The following is a 12,853-nucleotide window of genomic DNA, read 5'->3' as shown; positions in this document are numbered from 1 at the left end:
TTGTGAGAGGGGCGAAAATAAGTTAACTTATTTTCCCTCTACTCGATTTGTAACTTTCAATACATTCGAGGCAGAAAACAGAATTACTATAGTCTTTTGTGGAAATACTAAAGTAGAAAGGATAGGAAATCTATTTAAGAAAATTATGTATTGCAACTTTTGATACATTCTTATTTTTAACTAAAACATTAAACAAGGGGGAAATATAGAATGAACCAAGAAACACAACGTGAAAACAGACAAGACCATGAGAATATGAACTACGGAGGGATGCATACAGAGCACCATCAGATAAATATTGCTGAAGAATTAAGAGTGGAATGGAAAATAAACCCTTCGCAAACAATGCAGGACAGAGTGAAAGAGATTACAATAACGATAAAAGATAAGCAGGGAAACCCAGCTACTGATTTTGCTTATGTCCATAAAAAACAAATGCATCTATTAGCTATCAGCAAAGATTTGGCTAGTTTTCAACATCTTCATCCTGATTATAGAGAAGATGGAAAATTTGAAGTTAAAGCTCAATTCCCACAGTCAGGCACTTATAAGCTCTTTGCTGATTTTATGCTTGAGGGTGGTACACAACAGTTAGAGTCTTTTGAAGTCCAAATTGGAAACAAAGAGACTAATGCACAAATTGAGCCAGACCAGAAGTTAAAGAAAACGGTAAATGGTCTTGATTTTCAATTGAAATTTGATAACTTGGTAGCAAACCATCATCTAAATATGACATTTACCATACTAGAAACAGACAGCCAGGAACCAATTACAGATCTAGAACCTTATCTTGGGTCCGCAGGCCATGTGGTCATAGTCAGTGAAGATTTAGAAAAATTCTTGCATGTTCATCCTATTAATGAAGCTTCTACTGGACCTATTGTTTCTTACATGGTCTCCTTTCCGGAACCAGGTATATATAAAATTTGGGGACAATTCATGCATAAAGGAACACTATTTACAGTTCCTTTTGTAATTAATGTCTCTACTGACTACTCCCATAGCTAGGGGAATTTCGTTCTAAGATAATTACGGTAACTACATTAAAAAGAGACACTTTTTGTGTGGTTTTCGTCGAGGAATGCCAAGTACAAAGGAGAAGTAATCTGTGAAAGAACATCAAGATACTAGCAACGTCCTATCCCCTGCTTCTGACAAGGCAAAAATAAAACTTGTTATTATTCTTGCGGTACCAGCAGTTATAGAGAACTTTTTTCAAACTGCAGTTGGATTCGTGGATATCTATTTTGTATCAAAAATAAGCCTTGCTGCTGTTTCAGCAGTTGGCGTAACCAATGCAATCTTAGCAATTTATTTTGCTTTATTTATGGCGATAGGAGTAGCAGCAAATGTTAGGATTGCCAATTTTCTTGGCGCCAATCTTCCGGAAAAAGCTCGCCATATAGCCCAGCAGTCTATTCTACTAGCGGTTTTATTTGGAATTTTTACGGGTTTATTAACACTCATTTTCGCGGAACCTCTCCTAAAGCTGATGGGAATAGAAAATGATGTTTTGGAAATTGGTGCTCTTTACTTTAGAATTGTTGGTATTCCATCGATTTTTATGTCACTGATGTTTGTCATGAGTGCTATTTTAAGGGGTGCTGGTGATACCAAATCTCCTATGTATGTCAGCATCATAATCAATATCGTACATGCATTTCTTGATTACGTATTCATATACGGTCTTTTATTTATTCCCGAGATGGGCATTGTTGGCGTAGCATTTGCTACTGTCTTCTCAAGAATGCTTGGAAGCATACTCTTACTGTTCTATATTAATCGTTCAAAAGCCCTTTCTTTCAGGAGAGACTATTGGAAACCAGATAAGTCCCATCTATTGGAACTTACAACACTGGGAGCGCCGGCAGCTGGGGAAAGGTTAGTAATGCGGGCAGGACAGATTGTTTATTTTGGTTTTATTGTCGCTTTAGGAACTAATGCATTTGCTGCACATCAAATAGCGAGTAATGTGGAGGTATTTTCCTATATGATTGGGTACGGTTTTGCCACGGCTGCAACTATTCTGGTAGGACAACAGATTGGGGCCAAAAAATTTGATGAGGCAAAACGTTATGCAATGCTAACAGTCTATCTTGGCTTTGGAACAATGGCTATATTTGGTGCAATACTCTTTTTTTTAGGTGACTGGGCTGGAAGCTTCTTTACCGGTGATAAGCTAGTCATCAATGATATTAGTATTGCATTGAGGATTTCAGGAATATTTCAACCCTTTTTGGCCGTTCTTCTAATTCTAACAGGAGTATTTCAAGGTGCGAATAATACAAAATTTCCTATGTACCTTACGGCTATTGGTATGTGGGCTGTTCGTACTATTTTGGTATATTTCCTCGCCATTAAATTGGAACTGGGTTTAGCAGGAGTTTGGATTGCCATAGGTATTGACATAGTTTTTCGAGCTATTGTTTTAGTAGTTCAATTTTTAAGAGGGAAATGGATGGCACTCGATAAGGCGCCAGAATCAGAAGCACACTGCCATCCACAGACGACTAAAGAAAATATGTCAGCATGTGCAAATAACTACTAATAAATTATCATTAAATCATGTTCTGTTTGAACTAAGAAATAGAAGATAGCTCTAATTCCTTTATTAAGGGAAATAAAGGTAAGGATGGATGAGACAATATTAGTTGAGACGTCCTAGTGATTTGGAAAATTTTTTTCGAATCATCTTAGGCAAAATTGATTAGTGAAGTAGTCATGTATAGTATATAAATAAGAGTATTGACCATAATAAATTTGATTTAAAAACTATAGGAGGTAATTGATGATGAACATGAGTTTAGAAGAATGTATTAAAGCTTGCCTAGAATGTATGGAGGCTTGTAATGGGTGTTATGATGCGTGTTTAAAAGAAGAAGATGTAAAAATGTTAGCTGAGTGTATCCGTTCATTACGTGAATGTGCAGACATTTGTGCTTTTTCCGCGAAATCAATGCAATCAGATAGCCCATATGTAAAACAAATTTGTCAAGCCTGTGCAGAAATTTGTCAAGCATGTGGTGACGTATGTAAAAAACATGAGCATCATGAACACTGTAAACAATGTGCAGAATCTTGCTACAAATGTGCAGAAGTTTGCAGGAAAATGGCTGTATAAATAATTAATAACTCAACTTTCGCACCTTGAAATGTTGAGACATTGCTTGAAATAACTAGGTAAAGCAGCTAACCATTTATTCATTTGACTTTTAAAAATGTCCATATCTAAAACAACTTTAGCTTCTGCTAAAGTCTGGAAAATATCAATTAAGGATTGTAAGGCAGTTAGATAATCCATATCTTTCACGTCTTCGCAAAGGATGTAAAAGAGGTTACCAAATGTCTTTGGATCTGCTTCTTTTCTCATTTGCCAAGCAATTAAAATGTAGCGTGTGTAAACGATTGTTGTATGACTTATTAACATGTCATAAGAGCGACCCTGAAATTCTTTTTCTAAATTTAAAAGGGATTTATTGCATTTGAAGAACACTTCGATATCCCAGCGCATGCCGTAGATTCGAACGATCTCTTCGTTATCAAGTGTTGTATCCGTACTTAAAATAGCTAGCCACTCACTACGTTTATTGCGATTCCGGATAAAAAGAATTTTAGCTGGGATTCCATTTTCTAGTGTTACATGGATAGAACCTAAAATGTCCTTTTTGCCCATAGATGGATTGGCTTTAGCGTATAATTCTGGAAACGTTAAACGTTGTCCGTTATATAAATAACGTTGTTTCAGTTGCTTCACCATGCCAATGACAAATAAACCCTTGTCAGTAACCGTTTTGATCAAAGGAGCTTGTGTGAACCAAGAGTCCATTAAAACATAGTCAGCGATGATGCCTTTATTTAATGCATGATCTAATAAGTCAGAGACAACCGTAGGTTTTGGTTTGATTGCTTCTGCTCGCCGTTTATACTCAGATGTTCGTTTATCGATTGTTTCGTTTATTTCTTGTATGCGGCTATCCTTTTTAGACGAACTCATCAAGGCAAAATCAACTGGGATAAAGGATGCGCTATCTGTCCAGCCGAGTGTCAACATTTGAAATCCTTTTAAATATTTGTGTGTGGAATGATCAAATACCTTAGCAAGTAACTCAACGGATTTACTGCGGTTTCGAGAATAAACAGAATCATCAAGAATAAAAGCCGTCACTCTCTGGTCTGATGTTAATGGTTTGAGCAGCCGAATCATCTCGCTACTAAGGGATAACAGAAACTGACGCCAATTGAAAGTTGGTGTGTTTAAAAAACGATAGACCGTATCCTTACCTGGTAAATCCCCAGCTTTTTTACTCTGATGAGCTCGAAACCAATTCTTATATTGAAAAACGAGTAAAAAAACTAGCTTGAACACGTTAAAGCATGAATAACCTGTAAGTTTATTGATATGGGCTTTTCGAAGATGGTAACCAACATTTAATTCAGAAAATCCCTGTTTTATTTCTTTTGGTAATTGCGCAAAGTAGTCTTCTTTCGTTATCATTGAGGTGACACCTTTCTCTCTTTGTTTTGGTTTGGTCACCATTATTTTAACAAAAGAGGAGGTGTCTTTCTTTATGTGCAAACGAATTTTTCAAAAAAAAAAACAAATGTATTTCTGATACAACAGACGACTAGTTATACCGAAGGTTTAGGGTAGAAATTAAACTGCGAAAGTTGAGTTAATAATTAAAGCAAATCAGAAAATTGCTTGACATTAAAATGCTTGAGGGTAGAAAACACCTTCAAGCATTTTGTTTATAAGGAATAGCTATTGTATATTAGCTAAAAGTTAAAATTTAACCCACTACCTGGATCAAAAAGTTCTACCTCCTTTTCGAGTAAAAATATAATTGTCTTTGAATAATTTGTTCAAAGTTAGAAGGCTTCAGAACAGATAGTTTAATGCTAACAGAATCATTGAGAGTAGCTCCATACTACTAATTGGTTTAGCTCTTTTTTTAATTTGGTATAGACGATGGAAAGGATACTCAGATCTTAGATATTCAAACAGTGCTTCCAAATAGTTCAAATTATTCATAATTTTGTTTCAGAACATATAATTAATTTACCTTTATGAATTGAAATAATACAAATTAGTTGTATGTAGTAATAATTATTAATAGAGGAGCATAACTATAAAGGGTATATAATATATTTTATATACTATGAAAGGATGGAGATGTGGACTACTATCAGACATTTATTTTAATTTCACTTCTCGTTTTAACATTAATAATCACAATTTTATCAAGCAAAATGAAAAATGTGATTACCCCTATGCAAGGTATGAGTATTACGATGTTTTTTAGCATGAATATCGGATTAACTGCGGGCGTTCTCCTTGGTGGTTACCTACAAGGAAATTTATTCCAATCGACAATTCTTTCAATTGTTATAGGAGTGATAGCGGGATTATTATGTGGTATTAGCTTTGGTACAATTTCTTGTTTAGAAGGAATTATGTCTGGTTTAATGGGTGGAATGATGGGTGCTATGTTGGGAGAGATGATAAATGGAGAGCAGTTAATTCAATTAGTAAGACTATTCTTATTACTAACTATTTCAACAATCTTTTTATTTGTAATTTTTCCTAATAAACATAATCAAAAGACGATAAATAATAAAATTTGGCTATTTAAACCATTACTACTTGCAATGATAATTTCCTTTTACTTATTTGTTGGGGTTTCTTATGCTGAGAATAAAGTAAATTTAGTATCTAATTCGTCCTTACATAATGAGCATACACAGTCAAAACCTTCAGAGGTTGATGATTCAATAGAAATAATTATAAAGACAGCCGATATGAAATACTCGCCATCAAATTTTATTCTTGGAAAAAATCAGCCAGTTACGCTTATTCTGAAAAATGAAGATAATATTGAGCATGATCTTGAATTGAAAATTCCAAATACTAATAAAATGGAATCTGGTGATAATCATGGAAATCAATTGAATCAAGAAAATATGATTCATCTTCATGCAGGACCTAAAGAAGAGCAGTTGATTAGTTTCACTCCTACGGAATCTGGATTATATGAATTTGTTTGTACGATTCCTGGGCATAAGGAGTCAGGTATGGTTGGTTGGATTACGGTTAACTAAATGGAATATAGGATCTTTTTAATTTGAGGTGTGGAAGTAACATGAAGCCGAATTTTGAAAATGAATCATTATAGAAGAATGTTGTCCTTGGTTTGAGTTTGAAAATAAGTAAAACCATTATTTCAGGAAAGGGAATTTAGATAAAAGGGAAGGTAGACGTAGACGGATAAATAGTTTAATCAAAAGAGATACTAAATGTAATGATGTTATCACACAAGAATCTATTACTCAGGTTGCGTTAAAAGTGCAGCAAAAAACCTTCTTGTAACATTTATGAAAGAGTGTGTTGTTGATTGTAAACCATAAGGGGTTTTAGAAGTATTAGATGAATTTGTCACAAATTAATAAAAACATAAAAGGAGAGATAAATATGGGCAATGTAACATTAAACGTTAACCGAATGTCATGTGGTCATTGTGTAAAATCAATTGAAGGTAGTGTTGGATCGTTAGATGGTGTTGAACAAGTAAAAGTTGATTTAGGCGCTGGTAAGGTAAATGTTGAATTCAATGATGAAAAAGTAACACTCGAAAAAATAAAAGAGACAATTGATGATCAAGGATATGATGTTGAGTAAAAAGGATTTAGTGTGCTAATATTAGCACCCTTTTTTCTTCTTAAAATCATACCCCGTAATGGTATACACAATAAAGGTTTTGTTAGTATCCATCATGCTATCTTCAGTTAACGTAGACTTAGAATGCACAGAACAGGTGAATATAGCGGTACTAACAAGATGGATCGGATAATCTAGCACTGCCTGGGGAGGATACTGATGATGACACCTCGCCTACGTAAGATTTCTTTCACTGTACATATCACCTTCTCAGTCTGATGTAAAAGGGGTTATTGTTTATCAAACACTAGTCGCCGCCCTTTTACAAGCCTAGATGCTCAGACAATACGTAGTTCCAGTCTAGAAATGGAGCTGATCCATTTTTTTCGCTCTCGTTCCGTTGGTGCAATCCTTGCTAGTAACTGGAATTGTCATGTCACTGAGTACCGCATAAGGTCAATTCCTCTTGCTTTATTATCACATCAATATTCGAATACCCTACCCAAAACCAGATGTTTTAAATTGTACATTTTTAATAAGTTTGATGAAAATTATCCTTTCTATTCATAATTTCTCCATAATCATTTGTTAAATTATAAGAAAAGTATATTGAAAGTGGTAATAAAATGAAAACAAGAAAAATTGCTATCTCTTTAATGGTTACAGCTTTACTAACCGCTTGCACAACCAAAGTAGAAAAAAATAACAACGATTCAAATAAACTGACTGTATTAATAGTTGAATACTCAAGTGGAGCACCTCTTGATAATTTATATGTAACTTTACTTGATGACGAAGGGAATATACTAGATTCAAATGTAAGTACTGATGAGGGGAGAGTTATTTTTAGTAACTTAGATGAAAATGAAGAGTATTTAATACAAGTTGGATTATTTGAAAATTTTAAGACGGGAAAGTTTATTACTGAAAAAGAAATTACATATATGCAAACTAAACAAAATGTAATTGTACAAACAAACGCTGCAAATAGTGAACAGTCATTAGCAGTACCTTCAATACTTCAAACTCCTGAATTACCAAATGGATGTGAAATAACAGCTCTTACAGCTGTACTCAATTATTATGGAGCAGCAACTGACAAAATGGAAATGACTGATCAATATTTACCCAAACAGTCATTTAAATTTGATGGGAATAATAAATATGGACCTGATCCAAATAAAGCCTATGGAGGGTACCCAGGTAGTTTAGAAACTGGTACATATGTTTTTGCTGAGCCCATTGTCAATGCGGCAAATAATTTTATAAAGGATAGAAAACTTAAGTTAGAAGCGCAAAATATTAGTGGTAGTTCATTGGAAGAGATTACAAAGTATGTGGAAATGGGGATACCAGTAATTGCATGGGTCACTTTAGATCTTTCGAAGCCGAAAATTCGCGGAGGGTGGATCATACAGGAAACGGGCGAATTTCATCAAATGTTTACTAACCTACATACAGTTGTAGTGATGAGTGTAAAGGATGATAAAGTTGAAGTAATGGATCCCCTTAAGGGATATGTTACTTTAGAAAAAGCAATGTTTTTTGAAAGCTATGTATCTCTTGGAGAGCAAGCGATTATAGTTTACTAAATATAAGTCAATATCTTTTATTATTTGGTTTGGATAAACATATTGTAGTTCAAATATAAGCATATTAATATATTTCACCTCCAACTGACCTTACTAATTTTGAGAAAATTGAATCTTTTTATATATCCAATTTTTATTATACTAAAATTATTACACGAGGAGGTTATTTATATGATTCAAGTTGGAACTGATAGAGTAAAACGTGGAATGGCGGAAATGCAGAAGGGTGGCGTCATTATGGATGTCATTAATGCGGAACAAGCAAAAATAGCAGAGGCAGCAGGGGCAGTTGCGGTGATGGCACTAGAAAAAGTACCATCAGATATTCGAAAAGCTGGCGGTGTTGCACGTATGGCTGATCCTCGAATTGTGGAAGAAGTTATGGATGCAGTAACGATTCCAGTTATGGCAAAAGCCCGGATTGGTCATATTGTTGAAGCACGTGTATTAGAGTCAATAGGTGTAGATTATATCGATGAAAGTGAAGTATTGACACCAGCTGATGAAGAATTCCACTTGCTTAAGAGTGATTTTATAGTACCATTTGTTTGTGGTTGCCGTGACTTAGGCGAAGCTACACGACGAATTGGAGAAGGGGCTTCTATGCTTCGTACAAAAGGAGAACCAGGTACAGGCAACATTGTAGAAGCAGTTCGTCATATTCGCAAAGTAAATGCACAAGTACGTCGTGTGGTTGGTATGAGTGTGGATGAATTAATGACAGAAGCAAAGAATTTAGGAGCACCCTTTGAATTACTATTGGAAATTAAAAGGTTAGGTCGTTTACCTGTTGTAAATTTTGCTGCGGGTGGAGTTGCAACCCCTGCAGATGCAGCGCTAATGATGGAACTTGGAGCAGATGGTGTGTTTGTTGGCTCCGGTATATTTAAATCAGAAAATCCTGAGAAATTTGCACGTGCAATTGTTGAAGCAACAACACATTACAGAGACTATAAACTTATTGCTGAAATTTCGAAGGAACTTGGAACCCCGATGAAAGGGATTGACATTGCTACACTAGATGTAAGTGAACGTATGCAGGAGCGTGGCTGGTAGTATGACAAAAATAGGGGTCCTGGCATTACAAGGTGCTGTAAGAGAACATATTTGCCAAATTGAATCTCTTGATTGTGAAGCTATTGCAGTAAAAACAATCGAAGATTTGAATTGTCTTGACGGTCTTATTTTACCTGGTGGTGAAAGTACAACAATGCGTAAACTGTTAGATCGCTATCACTTATTGGAGCCAATTCAAACATTGGCACAACAGGGAATACCGATGTTTGGGACTTGTGCTGGTCTAATATTATTAGCAAAGGAGATAACGGGTTTAAAAATACATCATCTCGGCTTAATGGATGTTATAGTAGAAAGAAATTCTTTTGGTCGACAAAAAGATAGTTTTGAAGTTGAATTACCCATTCCCTCAATTGGTAACGATATTCCAGCAGTTTTTATTCGAGCCCCACATATTGTGTCCGTAGGTGATAATGTAGAAATACTAGCGACATATGAAAAGCGGATTGTTCTTGCTAAAGATGGTCAATTTTTAGGCTGCTCTTTTCATCCAGAGTTGACTAAAGATGTAAGAGTACTTCAATATTTTATTGACATGGTAAATGATTTTACAAAGACTTCACTAACAAAAATAAATACCAAGTAGTCTGTTTGTCTAATTAATTAGGATGGCAACGTTGGGAAGCTCTCGTTCCTTTTGGGGATGGGAGCTTCTAAGTAAGGAAAGCCTAAAAATGCTCATGGGTATTTAGTATCACTCATAGACTAATTTTAACTTGTGCTTACAATAAAGAAAAATGTATGTGTTCTTCCGCAATTAAGTGCCATTACGGAAGAACACAATAATTAAACCGCAAATTGAACTAATTATATAAGATATAATAGGTTTTTCCGCTAATTAGTTTCCACAGATGATTCATCTTGTAAAACTTTTGAGATCGCTTGTGCGAGCACAGAAATCGTACGATTAATCTCTTCTTCTGTATTTTCAATACCGCCAAGTTCTATTAAAACCATATTTTTAGCTAAATCTTGATTATAAATACCATCAACATGCTCACCTTTTTTCCCTATTACACCACGTGATATTCCTGGAACCAACTCATTCAATTTATCAGAGATTTGTTCGGAATATGATTGATTTATTAAGTAGTTTGGATTATCTTCCCCTACAACAAAATAGATTTTTCCAAAGGTCTGATTGTTGTAAGTAAGCGTAGATATATCTCTAGAAGCAGAATCTCTATGAAGGTCAACGATAAGGTCGTAGGTATTATTTTGGATTTCGTTTGAAAGATAAGGTCGTACAACATCATAAGCTTCAGAAAAAGTACGATTTGTATTGTATAATTCATCCATTGTATCAACGTCAAGAAATTTTGTGTTTAAGGAGTTTACATTGAAGTGCATTTTAATAATTTCTTCAAATTCAGTAATATTTGATTTTGAGTCATAAACAGCTGTTTTACCACTTTTATTTTTCACTATGGGAATAAAAGCTTCATGGGAATGTGTAAAAAGCATCAAAACATTCTTTGATAATGCCGGTTCTAAACTATCAAGAGGTACATCAGTGGTTGTAAGAGCATACACAAGTTTTTTAGGTGTTTCAAGCTCTTCAACTGTTATATCCTGAGATAGGTTAAAAGAACTTGCAATTAGTGGTGATACAAATAATAGTAAAATGAATCCAAAAAATATGACGAGTTTGTATTGCATCATTTATTCACCTCAAAAAACTATATGTTTGAGGGTTTCTAATTATTTATTATAAGTTTATAAAATTTGAGATTAATAATTTGTAATATTTATTGTTAGTAAAATATTATTCTATACCTACTATAACTTAAACTACATTATGAATTTTTTATGAACTTCATTAAATCTCCTTTATCATACTTTGATATGTGCATAATTTCTCCATAATTATTTGTTACATTATTTTTGTAAACAAATTAAGGAGGAATCAGCATGAAATCCAAGTTATGGATAACCGCATTAATAGCTAGTGCTGTAATTGCTACTGGTTGTAGTGCAAATAATACAAATTCAGAATCAGAAGAAATGGATCATTCCAACATGTCTGAAGAGGAAATGAAGAATATGGAGGGTATGGATCATTCCAACATGGATATGGAAGGAATGGATATGGAAAACGGCCATGCAAGTCATACAAATCCATTAGAACTAAATAACTCGACAGGTGAAAATGAACTAGCCCTTCCACCACTAGTAGAAGCTAAGGATGGAGTTGTTGATATTACGGCTCAACAAGGTAAAACTGAAATTTTTGAGGGTGTCCAAACTGACACATATGGATATAATGGTTCATTCCTAGGTCCAGTTATTCGTGTAAGTGAGGGTGAAACTGTAACATTTAGAACGAAAAATGATTTGCTAGAACCGACAACATTCCATTGGCATGGAGTTGATATTCCGGGTGAAGGGGATGGAGGACCACATCAACTTCTACAACCAGGTGCTTCAGAAGATGTAAAATTCACTGTAAGTCAAGGTGCCTCAACTCTTTGGTTCCATCCTCATCCTGAAGGTTCTACAGCTGAACAAGTATACAAAGGTTTAGCAGGATTGATTTATGTGGAGGATGAAAACTCTAAAAGCTTAGGATTGCCTGACGAATATGGAGTAAATGATTTCCCATTAGTATTCCAAGACAGACAATTCAATGAAGATAAACAATTTGATTACCAAGCAGTGCGTAATGAAGATGGAACAATTGGCGATACAATGTTAGTAAACGGGACTCTTAACCCTAAACTGACAGTTGGAAAAGAGAAAGTGCGCTTACGTTTATTGAACGGATCAAATGCTCGTAACTATACATTTAAATTAAACACAGGAGATTCATTCCAACAAATTGCAACAGATGGTGGATTCTTAAATGAACCAACTGAGATGTCAGAAATTACATTAACACCTGGAGAACGTGCGGAAATTATTGTGGATTTTTCTAAATATGATGCATCAAGCGATGTAGCCTTAGTTAATGAAGCTGATTCTATCTTATTGCCATTTAAGATTGATGAACAAAAAACAAATACAGTAGCAATTTCAGAAACATTAAATGATTACGTAGTAACTGAAGAAGAAAAAAATCTATCTGTTACGAAAAAACTTGAACTATTTGGTATGGGTGAAATGGTCTATATCAATGACAAGCAATTTGATATAAATCGTATCGATTTTACTCAAAAACAAGGTGAAACAGAAATTTGGGAAATTTATAATAAACCAGATATGATGGGCGGCATGACACACCCATTTCATATCCATGGAACACAATTTAAAATCGTTTCAATTGATGGCAAAGAACCACCTGTTGAATTACAAGGTTGGAAAGACACTGTTGCAATTGAACCAGATCAAAAAGTGAAACTTGCTGTGAAATTCAATAACAAAGGTATTTATATGTTCCACTGTCACGTACTTGAACATGAAGAAAACGGAATGATGGGACAAGTTGAAGTTTTATAACTTTATCCACTGTTATATAAAAAAACCAAATTGGGTTTTTTAAGTCCAATTTGGTTTTTATATTATATTAGTGTCTTATAAAGGAAGTATAAAA

General features: G+C 34.5%; 11 protein-coding genes. 9 read left to right on the top strand and 2 right to left on the bottom strand.

The features are described from left to right. Positions 1–210: 210 nt before the first annotated feature. The 3 genes from CD29_RS15235 (at position 211) to CD29_RS15225 (ending at position 3,121) form a co-directional block, all read left to right on the top strand. Complete coding sequence (locus CD29_RS15235; RefSeq protein ID WP_036188701.1) at positions 211–1,008, top strand: hypothetical protein; 798 nt, start codon at positions 211–213, stop codon at positions 1,006–1,008. Positions 1,009–1,108: 100 nt separating this feature from the next. Continuing rightward, positions 1,109–2,548, top strand: coding sequence for an MATE family efflux transporter (locus CD29_RS15230; RefSeq protein ID WP_036188700.1), 1,440 nt, complete (start codon positions 1,109–1,111; stop codon positions 2,546–2,548). A gap of 243 nt (positions 2,549–2,791) precedes the next feature. Then, entirely contained in the window at positions 2,792–3,121 is a 330-nt protein-coding gene (locus CD29_RS15225; protein WP_036188714.1) for a four-helix bundle copper-binding protein, read from the top strand. 12 nt (positions 3,122–3,133) lie between these two features. Here CD29_RS15225 and CD29_RS15220 read toward each other — a convergent pair whose 3' ends face one another. After that, a complete protein-coding gene (locus tag CD29_RS15220) occupies positions 3,134–4,495 on the bottom strand; it encodes an IS4 family transposase (RefSeq protein ID WP_036188698.1) in 1,362 nt (453 codons plus the stop codon). Between the two features lie 680 nt (positions 4,496–5,175). Here CD29_RS15220 and CD29_RS15215 point away from each other — a divergent pair. From CD29_RS15215 to pdxT, 5 genes are all read left to right on the top strand, one after another. Continuing rightward, a complete protein-coding gene (locus CD29_RS15215; protein WP_036188696.1) occupies positions 5,176–6,099 on the top strand; it encodes a cupredoxin domain-containing protein in 924 nt (307 codons plus the stop codon). 370 nt (positions 6,100–6,469) lie between these two features. Further along, a complete protein-coding gene (gene copZ / locus CD29_RS15210; protein WP_036188695.1) occupies positions 6,470–6,676 on the top strand; it encodes a copper chaperone CopZ in 207 nt (68 codons plus the stop codon). 605 nt (positions 6,677–7,281) lie between these two features. After that, on the top strand, positions 7,282–8,247 hold the full coding sequence (locus tag CD29_RS15205; RefSeq protein ID WP_036188692.1) for a C39 family peptidase: 966 nt from the start codon (positions 7,282–7,284) through the stop codon (positions 8,245–8,247). Between the two features lie 171 nt (positions 8,248–8,418). Further along, positions 8,419–9,303 (top strand): pyridoxal 5'-phosphate synthase lyase subunit PdxS, encoded by an 885-nt coding sequence (gene pdxS / locus CD29_RS15200; RefSeq protein WP_036188690.1) that lies wholly within the window; start codon positions 8,419–8,421, stop codon positions 9,301–9,303. 1 nt (position 9,304) lies between these two features. After that, complete coding sequence (gene pdxT, locus CD29_RS15195) at positions 9,305–9,910, top strand: pyridoxal 5'-phosphate synthase glutaminase subunit PdxT (protein WP_036188688.1); 606 nt, start codon at positions 9,305–9,307, stop codon at positions 9,908–9,910. 248 nt (positions 9,911–10,158) lie between these two features. Here pdxT and spoIIP read toward each other — a convergent pair whose 3' ends face one another. Next, positions 10,159–10,986, bottom strand: a complete 828-nt coding sequence (gene spoIIP, locus CD29_RS15190) for a stage II sporulation protein P (RefSeq protein ID WP_036188686.1) — start codon at positions 10,984–10,986, stop codon at positions 10,159–10,161. 249 nt (positions 10,987–11,235) lie between these two features. On the opposite strand from spoIIP, the gene CD29_RS15185 reads away from it, so the two are divergent. Continuing rightward, positions 11,236–12,759, top strand: coding sequence for a multicopper oxidase family protein (locus CD29_RS15185; RefSeq protein ID WP_036188684.1), 1,524 nt, complete (start codon positions 11,236–11,238; stop codon positions 12,757–12,759). The last annotated feature ends 94 nt before the right edge of the window (positions 12,760–12,853 follow it).

The organism is Ureibacillus manganicus DSM 26584, assembly GCF_000772945.1.
Taxonomy (GTDB): Bacteria; Bacillota; Bacilli; order Bacillales_A; family Planococcaceae; genus Ureibacillus; species Ureibacillus manganicus.
The sequence above is the reverse complement of the archived record's forward strand: the minus strand, read 5'-3'. Positions and strand labels throughout refer to the sequence as shown.

Bases quoted from the DNA above. Each gene is read 5' to 3' on its own strand.
- CD29_RS15235 (WP_036188701.1), top strand. From the start codon at position 211: ATGAACCAAGAAACACAACGTGAAAACAGACAAGACCATGAGAATATG.
- CD29_RS15225 (WP_036188714.1), top strand. From the start codon at position 2,792: ATGAACATGAGTTTAGAAGAATGTATTAAAGCTTGCCTAGAATGTATG.
- CD29_RS15220 (WP_036188698.1), bottom strand. From the start codon at position 4,495: ATGATAACGAAAGAAGACTACTTTGCGCAATTACCAAAAGAAATAAAA.
- copZ (WP_036188695.1), top strand. From the start codon at position 6,470: ATGGGCAATGTAACATTAAACGTTAACCGAATGTCATGTGGTCATTGT.
- CD29_RS15205 (WP_036188692.1), top strand. From the start codon at position 7,282: ATGAAAACAAGAAAAATTGCTATCTCTTTAATGGTTACAGCTTTACTA.
- pdxS (WP_036188690.1), top strand. From the start codon at position 8,419: ATGATTCAAGTTGGAACTGATAGAGTAAAACGTGGAATGGCGGAAATG.
- pdxT (WP_036188688.1), top strand. From the start codon at position 9,305: ATGACAAAAATAGGGGTCCTGGCATTACAAGGTGCTGTAAGAGAACAT.
- spoIIP (WP_036188686.1), bottom strand. From the start codon at position 10,986: ATGATGCAATACAAACTCGTCATATTTTTTGGATTCATTTTACTATTA.
- CD29_RS15185 (WP_036188684.1), top strand. From the start codon at position 11,236: ATGAAATCCAAGTTATGGATAACCGCATTAATAGCTAGTGCTGTAATT.